At 71.9% G+C, this 20603-nt stretch carries 18 protein-coding genes; 6 read left to right on the forward strand and 12 right to left on the reverse strand.

The genetic code is table 11. The features are described from left to right. Nucleotides 1-4 precede the first annotated feature (4 nt). The 7 genes from ABZ893_RS03340 to ABZ893_RS03370 form a co-directional block, all read right to left on the reverse strand. Nucleotides 5-1090: an LLM class flavin-dependent oxidoreductase gene (locus ABZ893_RS03340; RefSeq protein ID WP_361396117.1), complete on the reverse strand. Its 1086-nt coding sequence runs from the start codon at nt 1088-1090 to the stop codon at nt 5-7. Then, nucleotides 1090-1956, reverse strand: a complete 867-nt coding sequence (locus tag ABZ893_RS03345) for an ABC transporter substrate-binding protein (RefSeq protein WP_361395885.1) — start codon at nt 1954-1956, stop codon at nt 1090-1092. The genes ABZ893_RS03340 and ABZ893_RS03345 overlap by 1 nt, the downstream gene beginning before the upstream one ends. Next, a complete protein-coding gene (locus tag ABZ893_RS03350; protein ID WP_361395888.1) occupies nt 1957-2685 on the reverse strand; it encodes an ABC transporter ATP-binding protein in 729 nt (242 codons plus the stop codon). Continuing rightward, entirely contained in the window at nt 2682-3533 is an 852-nt protein-coding gene (locus ABZ893_RS03355; protein WP_361395892.1) for an ABC transporter permease, read from the reverse strand. The genes ABZ893_RS03350 and ABZ893_RS03355 overlap by 4 nt, the downstream gene beginning before the upstream one ends. Then, entirely contained in the window at nt 3530-4525 is a 996-nt protein-coding gene (locus tag ABZ893_RS03360) for an NrtA/SsuA/CpmA family ABC transporter substrate-binding protein (RefSeq protein ID WP_361395894.1), read from the reverse strand. The genes ABZ893_RS03355 and ABZ893_RS03360 overlap by 4 nt, the downstream gene beginning before the upstream one ends. A gap of 11 nt (nt 4526-4536) precedes the next feature. Beyond that, entirely contained in the window at nt 4537-5643 is a 1107-nt protein-coding gene (locus ABZ893_RS03365) for an ABC transporter substrate-binding protein (RefSeq protein WP_361395896.1), read from the reverse strand. 165 nt (nt 5644-5808) lie between these two features. Then, complete coding sequence (locus ABZ893_RS03370) at nt 5809-5922, reverse strand: putative leader peptide (RefSeq protein ID WP_361395898.1); 114 nt, start codon at nt 5920-5922, stop codon at nt 5809-5811. A 241-nt stretch (nt 5923-6163) separates the two neighbouring features. On the opposite strand from ABZ893_RS03370, the gene ABZ893_RS03375 reads away from it, so the two are divergent. After that, nucleotides 6164-6940, forward strand: a complete 777-nt coding sequence (locus ABZ893_RS03375) for an IclR family transcriptional regulator (protein WP_361395901.1) — start codon at nt 6164-6166, stop codon at nt 6938-6940. Nucleotides 6941-7020: 80 nt separating this feature from the next. Here ABZ893_RS03375 and ligD read toward each other — a convergent pair whose 3' ends face one another. Then, nucleotides 7021-8046: a non-homologous end-joining DNA ligase gene (gene ligD / locus ABZ893_RS03380; RefSeq protein WP_361395904.1), complete on the reverse strand. Its 1026-nt coding sequence runs from the start codon at nt 8044-8046 to the stop codon at nt 7021-7023. An 81-nt stretch (nt 8047-8127) separates the two neighbouring features. Here ligD and ABZ893_RS03385 point away from each other — a divergent pair, with 81 nt between their 5' ends. Together ABZ893_RS03385 and ABZ893_RS03390 are read left to right on the forward strand one after the other, a co-directional pair. After that, nucleotides 8128-9189: an ATP-dependent DNA ligase gene (locus ABZ893_RS03385; RefSeq protein WP_361396120.1), complete on the forward strand. Its 1062-nt coding sequence runs from the start codon at nt 8128-8130 to the stop codon at nt 9187-9189. A 117-nt stretch (nt 9190-9306) separates the two neighbouring features. Continuing rightward, nucleotides 9307-10269 (forward strand): DUF3048 domain-containing protein, encoded by a 963-nt coding sequence (locus ABZ893_RS03390; RefSeq protein WP_361395907.1) that lies wholly within the window; start codon nt 9307-9309, stop codon nt 10267-10269. A gap of 86 nt (nt 10270-10355) precedes the next feature. Here the strand turns inward: ABZ893_RS03390 and ABZ893_RS03395 are convergent, their stop codons facing one another. Continuing rightward, nucleotides 10356-13028: an AAA family ATPase gene (locus ABZ893_RS03395; RefSeq protein WP_361395910.1), complete on the reverse strand. Its 2673-nt coding sequence runs from the start codon at nt 13026-13028 to the stop codon at nt 10356-10358. 196 nt (nt 13029-13224) lie between these two features. Here ABZ893_RS03395 and ABZ893_RS03400 point away from each other — a divergent pair, with 196 nt between their 5' ends. After that, on the forward strand, nt 13225-14280 hold the full coding sequence (locus tag ABZ893_RS03400; protein ID WP_361395913.1) for a DUF2510 domain-containing protein: 1056 nt from the start codon (nt 13225-13227) through the stop codon (nt 14278-14280). A gap of 190 nt (nt 14281-14470) precedes the next feature. Here the strand turns inward: ABZ893_RS03400 and ABZ893_RS03405 are convergent, their stop codons facing one another. Further along, nucleotides 14471-15091, reverse strand: a complete 621-nt coding sequence (locus ABZ893_RS03405; RefSeq protein WP_361395916.1) for a TetR/AcrR family transcriptional regulator — start codon at nt 15089-15091, stop codon at nt 14471-14473. A 151-nt stretch (nt 15092-15242) separates the two neighbouring features. Here ABZ893_RS03405 and ABZ893_RS03410 point away from each other — a divergent pair, with 151 nt between their 5' ends. Then, complete coding sequence (locus ABZ893_RS03410) at nt 15243-16316, forward strand: phosphatase PAP2 family protein (protein WP_361395919.1); 1074 nt, start codon at nt 15243-15245, stop codon at nt 16314-16316. Continuing rightward, nucleotides 16313-17263 carry a hypothetical protein gene (locus tag ABZ893_RS03415; protein WP_361395921.1) on the forward strand — a complete coding sequence of 317 codons (951 nt, stop codon included), beginning with the start codon at nt 16313-16315 and terminating at the stop codon, nt 17261-17263. Before ABZ893_RS03410 ends, ABZ893_RS03415 begins: the two co-directional genes overlap by 4 nt. A gap of 74 nt (nt 17264-17337) precedes the next feature. Here ABZ893_RS03415 and ABZ893_RS03420 read toward each other — a convergent pair whose 3' ends face one another. Together ABZ893_RS03420 and ABZ893_RS03425 are read right to left on the reverse strand one after the other, a co-directional pair. Continuing rightward, nucleotides 17338-18372: a phospholipid scramblase-related protein gene (locus tag ABZ893_RS03420; protein ID WP_361395924.1), complete on the reverse strand. Its 1035-nt coding sequence runs from the start codon at nt 18370-18372 to the stop codon at nt 17338-17340. Between the two features lie 111 nt (nt 18373-18483). Then, complete coding sequence (locus ABZ893_RS03425; protein ID WP_361395926.1) at nt 18484-20541, reverse strand: phosphocholine-specific phospholipase C; 2058 nt, start codon at nt 20539-20541, stop codon at nt 18484-18486. Between the last annotated feature and the right edge of the window lie 62 nt (nt 20542-20603).

The raw sequence follows: 20603 nt of genomic DNA on the forward strand, positions 1-20603 counted from the left end.
CGCCCTACCCCCTCACCACCCCCAGCGCCGGGAGGACCGTCTCCGCCACGCGGTACGCCTCCTCCAGGAGCGGGTTGCCGGAGAGGATGAACGTGTCGACGCCCAACTCCTGGTACTCCTGCAGACGTTCGACGACCTGGGCCGTCGAGCCGACGACCGCCGTGCCGGGGCCCGGCCGGAACAGGCTCATGCCGGGCCAGAGGTTCGGGTGGGTCTCCAGCTCGCGCGCGCGGGCCGGGACCCGTCCGCCGTGCTGGCGGAACTGCCTCTCCCAGCCCACCCCGTCCTCGCCCGCGCGGTCGCCGAGCTGCCGCCGGTAGGTGGCCTCGGAGGTGACGTCGAGGAGTCGGTCGGCCGCCGCCCACGCCTCGTCCTCGGTGTCACGGACGATGAGGTGGAGGCGCAGGCCGATGCGCAGGGTGCGGCCGTGGGCGGCGGCGCGTTCGCGGACGCGGTCCAGCTTCTCCTTGAGCAGGTGCGGGGGTTCGCCCCAGGTCAGATACACGTCCACGTGCTCGGCCGCCATCTCGATGCCGGGTGCGGACGAGCCGCCGAACCAGAGCGGGACGTGCGGGTCCTGGACCGGCTTCAGGTCGCGCAGGGAGGCGCCCGCGTCCTTCAGGTCGTAGAAGCGTCCCTTGTGGTCGAAGATCTCGCCGGCGGTGAGGCGCTTCACGATCGACCAGTACTCGGCACTGAGTTCGTAGCGCTCGTCGTGCCCGACGTGGAGGCCGTACTCCTGGAGGGACTTGGTGGAGCCGTTGACGACGTTGAAGCGCAGACGGCCGCCGAAAAGCGTGTCGAAGCTGAGCGCCATCTTGGCGAGGAGGGTGGGCGAGATCAGGCCGGGGTGGACGGCGAGGAGCGGCTTGAACGCGGTGCTCGTCGAGGCCGCGAGCGCGCTGCCGAGCGGCCAGACATCGTAGAGGTCGGTGGCGAGGAGCGCACCCGTGAAGCCGAGCCGTTCGACGGTCGTGGCCAGGTGGGTCAGGTAGCCGAGGTCGACCTGTCTGCGGCCGGCCGGCTCCCAGGGGTAGGCGCCCTCGCGCGGGATGATGTACCAGAGGACTTCGGGGGCGGGCACGGCGATCAGGCCGCCTTCCGGGCCACGGCGTCCGCGACGGTGACGGGGCGCTCGATGAATCCGGTGCGGTGGAAGACGTCCGCGCCCTGCTGCTGCTCGGCGAGGAAGGCGTCGCTGACGGCCTCGATCCGCCAGGGCAGCGCGCGCAGCGCCGTCTCCCAGTCGTCGGCCGTGCCACCCTGGTGCGTGGCGGCGATCTCGGCAGCCTCGCGCGGGTGCGCCTTCGCCCAGTCGTCGGCGCGCTGGAGAGCGCGGGTCAGGGCGTCGATCACGTCGGGGCGCTGTTCGGCCAGGTCACGGCGGGTGAAGAAGACGGACCGGTCGGAGATGATCTCGCCGGTGCGTACGACGGCACGGACTCCACCGGCGCGCACGGCGGCGACGAGCTGGGCGCCCTGGGCGACCCAGGCGGTGATCTCCCCGGAGCGCAGCAGCTTCTCGCTGTCCTCGCCGCCGCGGACGGCGGTGATGTCGGTGGCGTACGAGAGGCCGGCGTCGTCCAGGGCCTTGGCGACGAGGTGGGTCTGCCAGGAGCCGATGGCCAAGTGGACGGTGCCGCCCTTGAGGTCGGCGACGGTGCGGACCGGGCTGTCCTCGGGGACGAGGAGCGCGCCGTGGTCGGGGCGGGGTGCGGAGACAGCTGTGTAGACGATGTCGTGGCCCGCGGCCTGGGCGGTGACGGGCGGAGTCGAGCCGGTGCCGCCGAAGTCGATGACTCCCTCGGTGAGGAGTTCGCCGGTGCGGATGCCGTTGACGTAGGAGTGGAAGACGGCGGTCTCTCCGACGGCGGCGAGCTCCTGCTGTGCGTAGTCGAGGCGGGAGAGGTAGTAGAGCGACGGATTGCTGGCGTGGACGCCGATGGTGATGGTCATTCAGATCACTCCGGTTTCTGCGTGGGTGCGGTGGGTGCGGTCGTGCACGCCGAGGTCGGCGAGGAGGCGCCGGCGGAGGGCGGCGAAGGCGGGTTCCCCGGGGTCGCGGGGGTGGTCGACGGCGACGGGTTCGTCGGTGACGAGGCGCCCGTCGCGCAGGACGCAGACGCGGTCCGCGAGGCGGACGGCCTCGTCGACGTCGTGGGTGACGAGGAGTACGGCGGGGCGGTGCGCGCGGCACAGCTCGCCGACCAGGTCCTGCATCCTGAGCCGGGTCAGGGCGTCGAGGGCGGCGAACGGCTCGTCCAGGAGCAGGAGTTCGGGCTCGCGGACGAGGGCGCGGGCGAGCGCGACGCGCTGGGCCTCGCCGCCGGAGAGCGTGCCGGGCCAGGCGTCGGCGTGCCGTTCGAGGCCGACCTCGGACAGGGCCTTGAGCCCACGTGCCGCCTGCCCGCGCGGCAGCGCGACGGTCACGTTGGCGAGGACCTTCTTGGACGGGACGAGGCGCGGCTCCTGGAAGACGACAGTGCGTGCCTCGGGGACGAGGACCTGTCCCCCGTCGGCCCGGTCGAGGGCGCCGAGGATGCGCAGGAGTGTCGTCTTGCCACTGCCGCTCGCGCCGAGGAGGGCGACGAACTCGCCGCGCCTGATGGTGAGATCGAGCCCGTCGAGGACGGCCCGCTCCCCGAAGACACGGCGCAGGCCCGTGATGCTGACCGCTGTGCTCATCGGGCGCCCCCTTGTCCGGCGCGGCGCCACGGCATGAGGCCGCGTTCGAGGAGGCGTACGACGGCGTCGGCGAGCAGGCCGAGCAACCCGTAGACGAGGATGCAAACCGCCAGGATGTCGGTGCGGGCGTAGCTCTGGGCCTGGGTCATGAGGTAGCCGATGCCGGCGGTGGCGTTGATCTCCTCGGCGGCGATGAGCGCGATGACGCTGAGGGTCATGGACAGGCGCAGGCCCGCGAGCAGTGAGGGCAGCGCGCCGGGCAGGACGACCTCGCGGACGATGCCGAGGCGGCTCATGCCGAAGCTGCGCATGGCCTCGACGAGTTTGCGGTCGGTGTTGCGGACGCCGCTGGAGGTGGAGACGTACATGGGGAAGGTGGTGGCGACGGCGACGAGGAGGATCTTCGCCGTCTCGTTGATGCCGAACCAGACCATGAACAGCGGTACCAGGGACAGGAACGGGATGGTGCGCAGGGTCTGCAGGGAGGAGTCGAGGAGTTCGTCGCCGAGGCGGGTGAAGCCGGTGGTGATGCCGAGGGTGAGGCCGGTGACGAGCCCGAGGGCGAGGCCCAGGCCGGAGCGCGTGAGTGAGGTCGCGAGGGCGTCCGGCAGCTGACCGTTGCCCCACACCTCACCTATCGCATCGAGTACTTGAGGTGGCGAGGCGAGGACGTCGGGGGTGAGCAGGCCCGTGGCCGACGCCGCCCACCACAGGGCGAGGAGGGCGACGGGGCCGAGGGCGCGGACGGTGACGGAGCGGGCCCGGGAGCTCGGGCGGGTGGACGGCGGGCGCGGGGTGACGAGGCCGTGCGGCGCCGCATCTGTGGCCGGCCGGTCGGTGAGCGTCATGACAGTTTCTCCACGTCGATGACGTGCGGCGCGACGTCGACCTTCGCCTTGGTCACCTTCTGGTCGGCGTAGAACCGGGCGACGTCGTCGAAGCGCTTGATGTCGGCGCGGGTGATTGGCTCGACGGTGCCGCCCTGCGCGGTGAAGGCGGTCTGAATGCGCTTGGCCTCGCCGGTGACGGCCTGCGGGCCCGCGTCGGTGATGACGTTCAGATAGGCGCCCGGGTCCTTCTTCTCCTTGACGCTGCCTTCGTGGAGGTAGGCATAGAGGGCCTTGACGACCTCGGGGTGCTGCTTGGCGAAGTCGGTGCGGACGGCGTTCAGGCTGTAGTTGTCCGAGCCGATCTGCTTGCCGTCGGCGATGAACTTCGCCTTGCCGCCGCCGAGTTCGGCCACCGCGTACGTCGACCAGACCGCCCAGGCGTCGACCTTGCCGGTGTTGAAGACGGCGGCGGTCTGGTCGGGGCGGAGGTAGACGCGCTCGACCTTGTCCGCCGGGATGTGGTGGTCGGCGAGGGCCTTGAGGAGCAGATACTCGCCGGTGCCGCCCTGGTTGACGGCGACCTTCTTGCCGACGAGATCCTCGATCCGGTCGATCCCGGAGCCCTTCCTGGCGAGGATGCCCTCGCCGACGGGGTCGGGGGCGGTCGCGCTGAAGAACGCGAAGCCGGGGGTCTGGGCGAGCGACGTGATGCCCGAGGTGATCGAGCCGGTCGCGATGTCGAGCTGCCCGGCGTTCATGGCCTGGGCGGCGGGGGCGAACGGGCCCGCGCTGCCGGTCCATTCGACCTTGGCGTGCACCTTGGCGAGCGCCCTGTCCAGGGAGCCGTCCTTCTTGCCGAGGGCGAGCACGCCGGAGTTCCCGGGGTCGGGGATGCGGACGGTGATGCCGGCTGCCTTGGGGCCGGGGTCCGCCTCGGAGGTGCCGCAGCCGGTGACGGCCGTGAGCGCGGCGAGTGCGGCGAGCGCCGACAGGGTCTTCTGGATGCGCATGACGGGGTCCTTTAGGAAGCGGGCCGGGCTGGGGCGGGCCGGGCAGTGGCGGGGGCGGGGGCAGGCTCGGCAGTGGCGGGGACAGGCTCGGCAGTGGCGGGGGCAGGCTGAAGGAGGCGGGCGCGGCGCAGTGGCTCGGGGTCCGCCCAGTCCCGTACGTCGACGGGCTCGGGCAGGAAGCCGTGGGCGTGCAGGGCCGTGGACTGCTGGGCCAGCAGGCCGAGGCGGTCCTCGGAGAGATCGGGGTGCAGGGCGCGGTGGGTGCCGGGACGGTAGGCGCCGGCGACCCCCTCGGCGCCTGCTCCGGTCTCGGCGCCGAGGATGCGGGCCACGTCGTCCGGCCGGTCCGCGGCCCAGTCGGCGGCGCGCAGGAGCACGGCGAGGAAGCGGTCGACGAGGTCGGGGTGATCGTCGAGGAGACGGCGGTGGACGGTGACGGGGCGAGGGGTTCCGTTGTTCACGCGGTGCGTACGGTCGGGCAACTCGTCCAGTTCCAGGGCCACTTCGGCCCCGACGCGGCGGGCCGCCTCGACGGAGAGCGCTCCCTTGACGTAGACGGCGTCGACGTCGCCGCGACGGAGAGCGGCCAGTTCCGCGGCCCACTGTCCGGCGCGGCCGTCGGCGTCCACGTCGACGAGGGTGGCGTCGTCGAGGCCGAGCCCGGCCGACGCGAGGGCGCCCTCGAAGCCGCGCAGGGCCATCGCCCGCCAGAAGTCGATGGCGATGCGGTGGCGTGGCAGCGCGAGGCGCAGGCCGCGCAGAGCCGCGGCCCCTCTGATGCCCGAGCCGGGCGCGACCAGGACCGTCTGGCGCTCCTCGATCCAGGTGAGCCCGACGAGCCGGGTCTCCTCACCACGCGAACGGGCCCACAGCGCGGGGACGTTGCCACCCTCACGGAAGAGGCCGGGCAGGGCGTGGGTGTAGTGCGTCTGCCGGTCGACGTCGCGGCCGGCGTCCTGCAGCGACCGTACGGTGATGCCGTCCGGTGCGAACTCGGCGGCGAGCCACTGCTGGTCGGCGGCGATGCCGGTCGCGGTGGGGACGGGACAGCGGGTGAACCAGAGGGTGTCCGGGACCGCTTGGGCGGCGGTCGTCGTCCGGATCTGGGCATACGTCATGGCGGGTTCCCGGGGTGGGCGGAAGGCAGGGGCGGGTGGAGCGCGCGCCGGGGGGTACGGGGGCCGCGCGGACGCCCGGCTCGTGAGGCGCGGAGCGTGCGTGAGGCGCAGGGGGTACGTGAGGCGCGGCGGCGCGGGGAGTGCGGGGGTGTTTTCGGGAGGGGGTCAGCGACAGGTGGCGCTGGAGACGCGCGCCAGGTCGATGTGACGGCGCAGCGTGAACAGGGACGCGACCAGGGACGGGGTGAGCGCGGCGGCGGGCCGGAGTCGTCCGGTCATGGCGCTGCTCCCCTCTGCGATCGAATGATCCGTGCTGGTGGCGTGGTGGTGACGGGTGCACAGTGACACGTCCCGGGCGGCACCGGCAAGCACCTTCCCATGATGTGGGAACGAGCGTGAACGGAGTGTTTCAGACGGCCATTTGGGCCGCCGATGACCACCGCTGAGGCCCGCCGAAGCTGCCGTAATGTGGGAAGTCAGAGCCGAGCCCGATGCCGTACGCACGACAGGGAGCCCCACCGTGACCGCCCCCACCGCGCCCCGACCGCCCGGCGGCGCGCAGGCCGTGCAGCGCGCTCTCGACGTCCTGCACTGTTTCCACGACAACGGGCCCGACCTGAGCGCGTCCGACCTGGCGCGGCGTCTCACGCTGCCCGTGTCCACGGCACACCGGCTGGCCCGCACCCTCCTGGGCGCGGGCTTCCTCGAACAGGACGTCCGCACGTCGCGCTACCGGCTCGGCCCCGCCGTGACCGAACTGGGGCGGCTCTCCTACCACCAGCGCGGGCTGCACCTCGCCGCCCCGGAACTGGCCGACCTGGCGGAGCGCACCGGCGCGACCGCGGACCTCGCGCTGCGCAGCGGCCCGCACGCGGTGATCGTGGCCGGCGGCTCGGTCACGCCGAAGGTCGGCCTGCGCAGACCGCTGCACTCCACCGCGCTCGGCAAGGTGCTGCTGGCGTGGGCGCGGCCCGGCGAGGCCGACCTCGCGTCGCTGCCGCCGCTGCGCGCCTTCACGGACCGCACGATCGTCGAACCTGCCGCGCTGGCGGCCGAGTTGGAGCGCGTCCGGCGCGACGGGCACGCGTGGAACGACGGTGAGTCGGCGCAGGGCGTGCGCACGCTGGCCGTGCCGGTTCTGGACCGGGCGGGGCACGCGCGCTTCGCGCTCGCCGTGCGCGCCACTCCGGAACTCCTCACGGACGAGCGCGCCGACCGGTTCCTGGACCGGGCCAGAGCGTGCGCCCGCGCCTTGGAGATCCTGCTACTGCCGCCCGGGGAGCGCAGGGAGCACTGAACGCAGACCCCTCGGAGGGTGGCCCACCCGGGGAGCGCGGGCAGGCCCCTCAGACCGTGACCCGCCGCGTCAATCTCGCGTCAGTCCTCGTGCCTGGCCCGACTAGGCTGCACCCGCTTCGGTTCGCCCGGCATCTTCGGGTACTCCGGCGGGTACGGCATGTCGCCGAGGCCGCGGTCGCGTTCGTCACGCTCGGCGAGTTCGAGGAGCGCGTCGAGGCGGAAGGCGTGTTCCTCCATGTCCTCGTGCACGTCGCCGAGTTGGGCGTAGCGGGCGGGCATCGTGCCGACGGTGAAGTCGGCGGGGCGCGCGTCGTCGATCTCGTCCCAGCGCAGGGGCGCCGAGACGGGCGCGTTCGGCCGGGGCCGCACCGAGTAGGCGGAGGCGATGGTGCGGTCGCGGGCGGTCTGGTTGAAGTCGACGAAGATGCGCTCCCCGCGCTCCTCCTTCCACCAGGCCGTGGTGACCCGGTCCGGCATACGGCGTTCCAGCTCGCGCCCGCAGGCGATGGCGGCGCGGCGCACCTCGACGAACGTCCAGTGCGGGGCGATCGGCACGAAGACGTGCATTCCCCGGCCGCCGGAGGTCTTGGGCCAGCCGCGCAGGCCGCCGAAGTCCTTGAGGACGGAGCTCAGCTCGTGGGCGGCGCGGACGGCGTCCGTGTAGTCGGTGCCGGGCTGCGGGTCGAGGTCGATGCGGAGTTCGTCCGGGTGGTCGGGGGCGCCGCGCCGTACGGGCCAGGGGTGGAAGGTGAGGGTGCCGTACTGGGCGGCCCAGAGGACGGCGGCGATCTCGGTGGGGCACATCTCGTCGGCGTGCCGGCCGCTGGGGAAGGTGATGGTGCCGGTGGGGATCCACTCGGGGAGGTTCTTGGCGGCGCGCTTCTGGTAGAAGGACTCGCCGTCGAGTCCTTCGGGGTAGCGCTGGAGGGTGGTAGGCCGGTCGCGCAGGGCGCGCACGATGCCGTCGCCCACGGAGAGGAAGTACCGGGCCACGTCGAGCTTGGTGTAGCCGGGCTCCGGGAACATCACGCGGTCGGGACTGGACAGCCGTACCGTCCGCTCCCCCGCCTCCAGCTCCACCGCCGCACCGTTCGCCTTGGCCATGCGGGCCACGCTAAGCGCATCGAGCACGGCCCGCCATACCGGGCAATCAGTGATGTATCGGGTCAGAATCGGCTCATGGTCATGGATCTGCCGGTGATGCCACCCGTGAAGCCGATGCTCGCCAAGTCCGTCGCGAAGATCCCGCCGGGGATGAGCTACGAGGCCAAGTGGGACGGCTTCCGCGCGATCGTGTTCCGGGACGGCGGCGACCTGGAGATCGGCAGCCGTACGGGCAAGCCCCTGACCCGCTACTTTCCGGAGCTGGTCACCGCGCTGCTCGAACGGCTCCCCGAGCGCTGTGTCCTCGACGGCGAGATCGTGATCGCCCGCGAGGGCCGGCTCGACTTCGACGCTCTCACGGAACGTATCCACCCGGCGGACTCCCGGGTCAGGACGCTGGCGGAGCGGACCCCTGCCTCCTTCGTGGCGTTCGACGTACTGGCCCTCGGCGACGAGTCGCTGATGAACACCCCGATGGTGGACCGCCGCGCCCGCCTGGCCGAGGCCCTGTCCGACGTGACACCGCCCGTGCACCTGGCGCCCGCGACGACCGACCCCGAGCTGGCCCAGACATGGTTCGAGCAGTACGAGGGCGCGGGCCTCGACGGCGTGATCGCCAAGCCGCTCGACCTGCGGTACCGCGAGAACGAGCGCCTGATGTTCAAGATCAAGCACGAACGCACGGCCGACTGCGTCGTGGCCGGCTACCGCTTCCACAAGAGCGGCCCGGTGGTCGGCTCCCTGCTGCTCGGCCTGTACGACGACCGGGGCACGCTCCAGCACGTCGGGGTGTGCGCGGCGTTCACGATGAAGCGGCGCGCGGAGCTGATCGAGGAGCTGGAGCCGCTGCGCCTGGAGTCACCCGAGGACCACCCGTGGGCGGCCTGGACGGACGAGGCGGCGCACGAAAAGGCCCGGCTGCCCGGCGCGACCAGCCGCTGGACCGGCAAGAAGGACCTGTCCTGGGTGCCGCTGGACCCGCGTCTCGTCGCCGAGGTCGCGTACGAGCACATGGAGAACGGCGCCCGCTTCCGCCACACGGCCCGGTTCCGCCGCTGGCGCCCGGACAGGACCGCCGAGAGCTGCACGTACGCGCAGCTGGACGAGCCGGTCCGGTACGACCTGGCGGACGTCCTGGGGTAGCTGCGTTTTATCCGGAGGCGTTTTATCCGGAGAGGTTTCGTCCGCATATGGGTAGATTTTTGCAAACTTGTTCGATCGGAATTGGTCGATCCGTCGCCGGGCGGGTATCACCCCGGGGTGGGCATACGACGGGCGCGGAGGACGCGCGCACGGCGGGCCGCGGTCGTCGTGGCGGTACTGGCGGCGACGGCCGCCGGCTGCTCGACGGGTGGCGGGCACCCGTCGGGCCAGGACGCGACGACGTCGCCCGGAGACTCGGCCCGCGGCCCCGTCCTCGCCGTGAAGATCGACAACGTGGGCGCCGCGCGCCCGCAGACCGGCATCGACAAGGCCGACATCATCTACGCGGAGCAGGTGGAGGGCGGTCTGAGCCGCCTGATGGCCGTGTACGCGAAGCAGCTTCCGCCCGTGGTCGGGCCGGTACGCAGCGCGCGCGAGACCGATCTCGGACTGCTGCGGCAGTTCGACCGTCCCGCGTTCGCCTTCTCCGGCGCGCAGTCCAATCTGCTGCCGGTGATCGCGGCGGCCCCGCTCACGGAGTTCCCGCCCGGCAAGGCCCCGGCGTCGGCGTACTTCCGGGGCAATGACAAGCCCGCGCCGCACAATCTGTACCTGCGGCCGGACAAGCTCGGCGTCACTCCCAACGCGAACGCGGTGGCGGCGGCCGGGGTGACGTTCGGCGCGGCACCCACCGGCGGCCAGGCGGAGAACTCCCTCACGGTGCGCTTCCCGGCGGCCCGCTTCACCTTCGACTGGTCGGCGCAGAGCGGGAGTTGGCAGGTGTCGATGGACGGGACGCGCGCGCGGACCACCGACGGGAAGACGCTCGACGCGTCGACCGTGGTGGTCCAGTACGTCGACATCACCCAGTCGAAGTTGCGCGACAAGCACGGCGCCACGACACCGTTCTCGCAGACGGTGGGTTCGGGCAAGGCGACGGTCCTGCGGGACGGGCGGGCCTACGACGTGAAGTGGCAGCGGCCGTCGGAGACGGACAGCACGAGCTACACGACGGCCGACGGCGGCAAGCCGATGAAGTTCGCGCCGGGCCAGGTGTGGGTGGTCCTGGCGCCGAAGTGAGTACAGGGGGCTTACGGCGAGAGACCTCGCCATAAACCTCCGTCACCTCAAGCCACCAGCCCCGTAAGCCCCCGGCCCCCGAGGATTCACCTCAACCCCCGCCCCGTATCAAGCACTTCACGTGCCCGCGCCGCAAGCGCGTCCGCCCCGCAGGACTTCGCCAGCGTGAGGCCGCGGGTGAGTTCCGCGACCGAGCGGGCCGCGATGCCGTACTCGACGCGGGCCACCGCGTGTTCGTACGCGCACGGGGACGCTTCGAGATACGTGACCGACTTGGCGTGGAGCATCAGGGCGCGCTGGCCCGTCTCCAGTGCCGCCTCGCAGCGCAGGGCCTCGCCGATCGCCGTGTCCGTGCCGAAGCGTTCGGCCTGGAGCCGGGCGTCGGCGGCGAGTTCGCGGGCGCGCTTGGGGTCGACGGTGGCGAGCGCGCGGGCCAGGTCGCAGGCCCAGGACGCCATGATCGTGTTGTGTCCGCCGCGGGCCGTCGCCGCCTTGGCCGCCGCCTCCAGCTCGTTGATGCCCTCCTCCGTGCGGCCCGCCGCGATCAGCAGCCGGCCGCGTACGGAGTGCGCGTCGGGCAGGACGATCGTGGACGGGTACGGCGGGGCGAAGTTGTAGCGTTCCGCGACCTCCATGGCCTCGTCGATACGCCCGCGTACGAGCAGCGTGTCGATCAACATGCACGCGGCGTCCCAGTGCATGGGCAGGCCACGGCCGACGCGGTCGGCGAGGCGCAGGCTCTCGCGCAGGACGGCCTCGGCGTCGGTGAGCCGGCCGCGCCTGCGGTGGACGTAGCCGACGAAGGCCTGCGCGAGCGCCTGGTGGCCGCCGCTCCAGCCGGCGGTCTCGTAGGCGCGTACGGCCTCGTTGAACAGGCTCTCCGCGCGGTCGAGCCGGTCGGCGAAGAGGTAGGCGGTGCCGAGCATGGTGAGGGGTTCGAAGCCCCACTCGGGGTCGGTCCAGCCGAGGCCGGGCGCGAGGCGTTCGTTGACGAGGGCGCGGTCGCAGAGTTCGACGACCTCCTCCGCGCTCTCGCCCCGGGTCATCGCGTCGAAGGCGCGCAGGATGAGCAGGACGCGCTCGGAGTTGTCGCGGCCGGTGAGGGGGTTCGCGAGGGCGGCGAGGCTGCGGGAGCGGCCCGGGGAGTCCTCCTCGCCCGCGTGGATGCCCTCCCACATGTAGCGCATGGCCTGGAGGCGGAGGAGGCCGGGACCCGCGTCGAGCCGGGCGGCCTCGGCGTCGATCGCGCCGAGCGCTTCTTCGAGCTCGTTGTTGTGGACGAGGGCCTGGGACAGGCGGCACACGGCGTCCACGCGCGTGTCGCCGTCGAGACCGGGTTCGGTGTCGAGGGCCTGGCGGAGATAGCCGATGGTGATCGCGGGTGAGGTGAGGAGCGTGGCGCGGCCGAGTTCGTAGAGGAGATGGGGCCGGACCTCGGGCAACGGCGGTTCCTCGAGGGCTCGTTCCAGGCAGCGGCGGGCGGCCTCGGGCGCGCCGACCGCGAGGTGTTCGCCGGCGGCCACGCGCAGCTGCTCGACGAGTTCGGGGTCGTCGTCGGGGTGGACCTGGAGCAGGTGCCGGGAGGCCGCCGCGGCGCCGTGGCCGGAGGCGGTGACGGCCCAGGCGGCCTGGCCGTGCATCGCGGTGCGGGTGGCCGACGGGATCGAGCGGTACACGGCGCTGGCGATGAGCGGGTGCACGAACTCCAGTGCCTCGGCGTCTCCCGCGTACGTCGTGTCGGTGAGGATGCGGGCGCCGCGCAGCCGCTCCGCGCAGCGGTGGGCCTCGTCGGGGGTCATGCCCGCGAGGCGCGCCGCGAGGTCGGGGGCGATGCGGGTGCCGAGGATGGCGGCGGCCCAGGCGAAGCGGGTCGCGTCGGTGCCGAGGCCTTCGAGGCGGTCGACGAGACCGCGGCCGCGCGCCGCCTTGTTCAGGGCGCGCAGCTCACCGGCCGAGGCTTCCACGGGTTCGAACGCGCTGTCCTGGACCTTGGCGAGCAGCTCGACGGTCTCGTACGGATTGCCGCCGGTGACGGCCCATACCTCGCGGCAGAAGGGCGCGTCGGCGTGTTCGCCGAGCGTGAGGCGGGTGAGGCCGGCGGTGGCGTCCGGGGTGAGGGCGTGCAGGGTGGTGCGGGGCCGGGCTGCGGCGCCGACGGCTTCGAGGTGGCCGGTGGAGGCGGCGGTCGCCTCGCCGTCGCGGTGCGCGACCACGACGAGGACCGGGAGGTCGTCGAGGCGTTCCGCGAACGCGGCGAGCCAGTGCAGGGTTTCCTCGTCGGCCCATTGCGCGTCGTCGATGAGCAGGACGAGCGGCCAGTGCAGCCGGGCGAGCCGGGCGACGGCCACGCAGAGCCCGTCGCGCACGCCCTGCGGGTCGGCCTGACGCCCGCTCGGTTCGGCTATGCCGAGGGCGGGTCCCGCGATGTCGTACCAGTCGCCGAAGTACTCGCGGGCCTCCTCCTGCGAGAGGTGCAGGAGTGCGGGCTGGAGCAGTTGGCGTACGACGTTGAAGGGGACGGAGGTGACGGTCTCGCCGCCGCGGGCGGACCAGACGGTGGCCCTGCCCTGCGCGATGCGGCGCACCTCGTCGAGGAGTGCGGTCTTGCCGATGCCGGCCTCTCCGCCGAACACGACGAGGCTGCCCGACGACGCCGCGTCCCCGCAGAGTTCACCGAGTGCCTGCGCGACGACCGCGACCTCCGCGTCCCGCTCCCACAGCGGTGCCGAGGCGGCTCCCTCAGGCCGACTCTGCGTCATCCCGCACCCTCCCGAAGTCGCTCGATCGACGTACAGATGTCGAGAGTAGCCGGATGCAAGGGGTTGTGGGTGAGGGTCCGGACACGTCTTCGCCATAAGTGGTAAGACACCCTTCCGGAAGCGGAACGGTGCTCGTAGATAAGCGGAACGGCCCCCTCTCATACCCCTTTCACGCACGCCTCATACTGTGGCGCCCATGACCCAGGTAACTCCCCCCGGCTGGTACCCCGATCCCGGCCAGAAGCCCGAAGGCCCCCGCACGGAACGCTGGTGGGACGGCAGTGTGTGGACGGATCAGACGCGTTCCGCCGGGGCCGCCGCCGCGCCCGCGTACCCGCACACGGCGGCTCCCGGTCCGTACGCCCCGACGGCCCCGGCGACGATTCCCGCCTACGGCCAGGCGCAGCAGCCTCAGCCGCAGACCGGGTACCCGGGGTACCCGGGACATCCGGGGTATCCCGCCTATCCGGAACCAAGACCCAGACGCGGCCTGCGCATAGCCATCGCCGCCGGTGTCGCCGTGCTGGTGCTCGGCGGCATCGCCGGCGGTGTCTACGCGCTGACGGCCGGGGGCGGCAAGTCCGATCGGGCTGACAGGTCGTCAAGTCCCTCTGCTTCTCCGTCAGTTCCGAAGGGGCCGGGCGACGGCCAGGGCGGCGCCGGCGGCTCGGGAGGCGAGAGCGGCGTTCCCCAGCCGCCCGGCGCCGGTGGCAAGTTCGCGGCTGATCTCGTCAACGGCGTGTCGCTGCCCGTTCTCGACGGCTGGGACGGCGGTACGACGAAGCAGGGCAACGCCGGTGTGACGACCGGCCTGTCCGCGTGCCCCGGTGACGAGAAGCATCAGTGCGTGCGCGGCAGCGCGTTCTCGGCGTCGGCGGATTCGCTGAAGCTCAAGGCGACCGGCGCGCAGGCGGCGGCGAAGGAGGACATCGCCAAGAACGCGCAGCAGTCCTACGGCGGCTCGGTCTACGGGAAGATAACCTCCCACAAGGAACTGGCCTCCGAGGCCGTCACCGTGGCCGGCCGGCAGGGCTACCTGGTGCGCTGGAAGGTCGTCACGCTCAAGGGCGACGACGGCTATGTCGAGTCGCTGGCCTTCCCCTCGCCCTCCGACCCGAACTCCCTGGTCGTCGTCCGCTTCGGCATCGACGTGAACGACAAGGCGCCGGACGTGAAGGCCATGGACGAGATCACGGCGGGCATCAAGCGGTCCGCGGTCGCCGAAAGCGGCGGCAACGGGCAGAGCGTTTAGTGCGTTTAGGCGTTCCCGTTCCCTACGGCTCACGGAACCGGTAGAACGCAGATGACCCGACGGGCCGGGCCGATCCCTCTCCGCTCAAAGGAGGAATCCGCCCGGCCCCAGGGTGCGCGCCGCTCCCGTCCCCACGGTGCGGCGCGGGCAGACCGCCGTCCGGTCATCCCTACGGACGGCGGTCTCCCATTCAGGGGGCTTCGCCGAGGCCGAGTGCGGGCAGCACCACGGCCTCCACGAAGCGGGTGAGGTAGTCCGCGTCCGCGTACCGGCCTTCGAGGACCGGGCGGATGCGCAGCACCCCGAGTAGCTGTGCGGCGAGGAACTCCAGGGCCGGGTGGTCCGCCGCGACCTCGCCGCGCGCCACGGCCCTCTCGACCATCGCGCCGAGCGCGACGACCTCGGGCTCGATCAGCGCCTCGCGCAGCGCCGCCTGCAGTTCCTCGTCGTTGAGGACCGCGTGGCCGAGGGCCTGCACGAGCTGGGTGTCACGCCCCGCCTGCTGCGCCGCCGCGCGGGCGGCCGAGCGCAGGTCACCGGCGAGGCTGCCCGTGTCGACGTTGGCGAACTTCACACAGCGCCCCGACCGCAGTGCGGCGGCCACGAGCTGGGGCTTCGTCTTCCACTGCCGGTAGAGCGTGGACTTGCTGCAGGACGCGCGGGTGGCGACGCCCTCCATGGTGAGCGCCTCGTAGCCGTTCTCGCGGAGCTGGTCGAGGACCGCGTCGAAGAACTCCTGCTCGCGCTCGGGCGTGATCTTGGAGCGGCGCGAAGTGGTCACTGTTGTGCCTGCCTGCTCCTGGGACGTCATGGCTCTGTCTCCTCGCGATACTCACTATCGATACGCCAGTGTACCGGTACGCCAGCGTTTCGGTACACTGGCGTATCGATGAGCCTGGTTCACCCCGCGCTCATCTCCCGCAACACCGCACCACCAAGTCGTCATGAAAAGGGGCCGGGGGATGAATGCCCTCACCGAGCCTGCCGAACCGGAGCCGGACACAGCCGGCCGCGAGACGGACGCCGCCGGACACCGGTCCGGCGCCGTCGCCCGCCCGCCCCTGGTCCGGGAGCTCCTGCTGGTCGCCGGACTGTTCCTCGTGTACAAGTCCGGCCGGCAACTCGCCAACGGCCACACCGGCGAGGCGTTCCACAACGCGCACCGCGTGTGGGACCTCGAACGCACCGTCCATCTGCCGGGCGAGGGAGCCGTGCAGCACGCGCTGCTGCACAGCGAGGGCCTCGTCCACCTCGCGAACACCTACTACGCGACGGTGCACTTCCCGGCGACGGCCGCCTTTCTGATCTGGCTGTATCTGCGCAGGCCAGGGCATTACATATGGACGCGGCGAATACTGGCCGCGCTCACCGCGGCCGCCCTCGTGCTGCACCTCACGTTCCCGCTGGCCCCGCCGCGGATGCTGGACGCGGCCCACCTCGTGGACACCGCGCAGGTGTACGGGCCGAGCGTCTACGCGGCGACACCGGAGACCGACTCGATGGCGAACCAGTTCGCCGCGATGCCCTCACTGCACTTCGGCTGGGCCCTCATGGTGGCCGTCGGCCTGATCGCGGCGACCCGCTCGCGGTGGCGGTGGCTGTGGCTCCTGCACCCCTTGCTCACCCTTCTCGTGGTCGTCGGCACGGCGAACCACTACTGGCTGGACACGATCGTCGCGACGGCCCTCCTCGGCATCGCACTCACCGCGATCCGGCTGCCCGCCGCCGCGCCCGCCCCGGAGTCCGGACAGACACCCCTGCGTCACGTCCTCCCCGCCCAGCGCGTCGCGACCTCGCGTGCGGCGACGGCGGGGACCATGGGGGCGGCCGGGACCTCGGGGGCGGCACTGTCCGTCCCGTGGGCCCCGGCCCATCCGCGTGGCTCGCTCTCCGCGTCCGAGGTCATCGCCCGCTTCCCGGTGTCGGTGACCAGAGGATCGGCGTCGGCCGTGGCCGCCCCGCCGGTCCCGGCAGACATGACAGGTACGGCACGTACCGCGCGTACGGCCCTCGCGGCGGCAGGAGGACACCGGTGAACGCCACCCTTGTCGCCGTCGCCCTCTCCCTCGTCTCGTCGGTCGCCTACGCGGCCGCCGCCGTCGCCCAGGAACGGCTCGCCGCCCGTACCGCACACACCGACGCCAGCCTCGTGCGCCTGCTCGGCACCGGCGCCTGGTGGGGTTCCGTCCTGCTCAACGCGTCCGCCGCGCTGCTCCACGTAGCTGCGCTCAAGTACGGGCCGCTCACCCTCGTGCAGCCGCTCGGCGCGCTGACCCTGGTCGCGGCCGTGCCGCTGGGGGCACGTATGGCCGGGCGGCAGGTCACCGGCGTCGAGTGGCGCGGCACCGCGCTGACCCTCCTCGGGCTCGGCGCGCTCCTGGTCACGGCCTCGGGCCCCGCGCCCGACGACACGCTCAGCATCCCCGAGGCACTCGCCGTCGCCGGTACGACGGCCGCGCTGATCGGCGTACTGTCGCGGCGCGGGGCCAAGCCCGGACTGCGGCACGCGACGGCTTCCGGGGTCGCGTCGGGTGTCGCGTCGGCGCTCACCCAGACCGTGACCGTCGCCGTCACCGACCGGTCGGGACCGCTGCTCAGCGTGAAGGTCATCGTGGTGGCGCTGCTGATCGCGGCGTTCGCGGCGGGTGGCCTCCTCCTGTCGCAGACCGCGTACCGCGGCGGCCTCGGCGCCCCGCTCGCGATGGTCACCCTGTCCAACCCGGTCGCCGCGGCGATCATCGGCGTGACGCTGCTCGGCGAACGGCTCCAGGGCGGGATCGCGGGGATGCTTCTCGCGGCGGCGGGGGCGACGCTCGCGGCCCGAGGGGTACTGCTCCTCACGCGTACGTCGCCGGAGGACGTGCCCGCCCCGCAGCAGCCGGAAAGCCCGGCACCGGCACCGGAGCCCGCCCCTCTCAGGGTCGTGCTTCCGTCGGTCCCGGCGCAGCCCGAACCCGCCCCGGCGGCGCTCCGGGCGTCCTGACGGTCCACGCGACAACGCAACGAGGACCCGGCCACCCCATGGGGCCGGGTCCTCGTCGTATGAAACCGGGCCTGTCAGCCCCAGCCGCGCGAGTCCTGCTTGAGCGCCGTGTCGACCGTCAGCGCGGTCGCCACGACGAGGCTCAGGAGCGGCTCGGGCAGCTGGTAGTGGATCTGGAGGACGTAGTTGTCCGCGGTCGTGAACATCGTCTTGGCGAGTCCCTCCCACGTCTTCGTGATGCGGGCGACCTCGTTGTCGGCGTGGTCGACGATCGAGAAATTCCAGGCCCGCCAGTTCTCGGCCTTGATCGCGCCGACCTGCTGGCCGTTCACGTTCATCGCGAAGTTGATCTTGCCGATCATGTTCTGCTGGACGATCTCGCCGACCGGCGAGCCGTCCGGGCGCTCCACGACGACGCGCGACTTCATGATCTTCGCGGGCCGCGTCATGACGAGCTGGGGCTGCCCGTACGCGTCACGGATCTCCAGCTTGTGCGTCATGAACTGGTCGAGGCTGGAGACGAAGCGCGCGACTTTCTTCAGCGTGCTCTGGCCGACCTGGACGACGGAACCGATCTGGGTGCCGTGCTGGTCCATGACGGTGTACTCGTTCGTCAGCTCGATCAGCTTGGCCTTCTGGTTCACCACCAGGACCGGCTCGGTGAAGAGGCTGCCGCCCCCCTGCGCGGTGGGCGCGACCCCGGCCTGGTGCTGCACCTGACGCTGCACCTTGGCCTGATTCGGGTGCTGGGGCGCGGCCTGCTGCGGGGCGGCGGCCTGCTGCCCGTAGCCGTACTGGCCGGCGGCGTGCTGCTGAGGCTGATGCGCTTGCTGCTGCGGCTGCTGTACGTGCTGCTGGGGCTGCTGCTGCCCGTACTGCTGCGCCGGCTGTGCCTGCTGTGCCGGCTGCTGACCGAACTGGCCCTGGGCCGCCTGCTGCGCGGGCTGCTGCACCGGCTGCTGCGCCTGGTGCGGCACCTGCTGCCCGCCCTGCTGCGGCACGGGGCTGGTGTGCTCGGTCCACTGGGAGCCGTCCCACCACCGGAGGGTCTGGGGCGTGCCCTGGGGGTCCGGGTACCAGCCTGCAGGGGTGTTCGAATGCGTCGTCACCGGGGCACACTATCGCGCCACCCCCTGAACGGAACCAGCCCGGACAGTTGTGATGTACGCCGCCACCCGGACCCGGAGGAAACGGGCGGCGACGCACAAACCGACACGGAATCAGACGGTCAGAATCGCCGGGTCACTCACACCCGTCTGGCCGTTCTCGACGTGTCCCGCGAGGCGCCGCAGGTACGCCGAGTCGGTGTCGGAGGTGACCTTCAGGTCGTACCAGCGCTTCGTGGCGCGCAGGTCCACCGTCTGCGTGACGGTGGCTCCGGCCCGCACCGTGTACGTCTGCGGCTGTCCGCCGTAGGCGTTGGCGACCGTGAGGTGGACGTCGGCGGCGGTGTAGTTCGTGAACGTGAGCGTGAGGTTGCCCGTGCTCGCGTCGTGGCGGGCGGTCAGCTCCGGCTCGGACGCCTTGTTGTTCCCCTTGAAGGCGCGCAGGAACCCGTTCGGGCCGTGGACCGTCAGGTCGTACTTCCCGCCGGAGTAGGCGGAGTTCCAGGTGTCCGCGATCGACTTGCCGGCCTCGGTGGAGTACGTCCAGGGGCCGTCGGCCCGGTTCTGCGAGCGCACCTGGAAGGCCGCGCCCGCCGAGGGGCCGCCGCTGAAGGTGAGCGTGAACTTGCCGGTCGACGGCGAGGACGTCCCGTCGACGTACGGCGCGTAGGGCAGCGGGCGGGTGGGCCGGGAGCCGGATTCCTGCCGGGGCAGGGCCGGGTTGGCGGGCGGCTTGGGCACGTAACTGGCGTGCCGGGCGCGGTCCGGCGGGACGTAGCCGGCCGTGCTGGGCAGGCGGGCCGGGGCGTCGTCCGTGAGGGAGAAGTCGAACGCGGAGGACAGGTCGCCGCAGATGGCGCGGCGCCACGGCGAGATGTTGGTCTCCTTGACCCCGAAGCGCTTCTCCATGAAACGCAGGATCGAGGTGTGGTCCAGGGTCTCCGAGCAGACGTAGCCGCCGGTCGACCAGGGCGAGACCACGATCATCGGGACGCGCACGCCGAGGCCGTACGGTCCGGGCGCGTAGCTGATGTTGCCCTTGAAGTAGTCGAGGCTCGTGTCGGCCGTGGACAGGCCCTGGCTCGCGGAGCCCGGGACGTAGGGCGGCACGACGTGGTCGAAGTAGCCGTCGTTCTCGTCGTAGGTGACGAAGAGGGCGGTCTTGCTCCACACGTCCGGGTTGGAGGTGAGGGCGTCCAGGACCTGCGAGATGTACCAAGCACCGTAGTTCGCGGGCCAGTTGGGGTGTTCGGAGAAGGCCTCGGGCGCGGCGATCCAGGAGATCTGCGGGAGCGTGCCCGCCTTGACGTCGGCCTTGAGGATGTCGAAGTAGCCGTCGCCGTTCTTGGCGTTCGTGCCGGTGCGGGCCTTCTCGTAGAGGGGGTCGCCGGGCTTGGCGCCCCGGTAGCTGTTGAAGTAGAGGAGCGAGTTGTCGCCGTAGTTGCCGCGGTAGGCGTCGTCGATCCAGCCCCAGCCGCCGGCGGCGTCGAGGCCGTTGCCGATGTCCTGGTAGACCTTCCAGGAGACCCCCGCCTTCTCAAGGCGTTCGGCGTAGGTGGTCCAGCCGTAGCCCGCCTCCTGGTTGCCGAGGACCGGGCCGCCGCCGGTGCCGTCGTTGCCGACGTGGCCCGTCAGCATGTAGTAGCGGTTCGGGTCGGTGGCGCCCAGGAACGAGCAGTGGTAGTCGTCGCACACCGTGAACTTGTCGGCGAGCGCGTAGTGGAACGGGATGTCCTGGCGCGTCAGGTGCGCCATCGTGCCGTTGCCCTTGGCGAGCAGCCAGTTGTCGTACTTGCCCTTGTTGAACGCGCTGTGCCCGCCGGCCCAGTCGTGGTCGAGGCCCGCGATGAACTGCATTCCGAGGTCCGCCGCGTCCGGGTGGTAGGGCAGGACCTCGGTGAAGCCGTTCGACTGGTTCCACACGGGCTTGCCGCTGGGGAGGGTCACCGGGCGCGGGTCGCCGAAGCCGCGGACGCCCTTCATCGTGCCGAAGTAGTGGTCGAAGGACCGGTTCTCCTGCATCAGGACGACGATGTGCTCGATGTCCTGGACGGTGCCCTTGACGCGGGCCGCGGGGATGGCCGCGGCCCGGTCGATGCTGTTGGACAGGGCGGTGAAGCCCGCGGTCGCGCCCGCTATCTGGAGGAAGCGCCGCCGGTTGAGTTCAGGCATGGGTGGGGCCTCTTGGAAGTGTGGGGACAGAAGCGATCAGAGTTTTCCAAGAGGATCCGGCG

Source organism: Streptomyces sp. NPDC046821 (genome assembly GCF_040645335.1).
GTDB lineage: Bacteria > Actinomycetota > Actinomycetes > Streptomycetales > Streptomycetaceae > Streptomyces.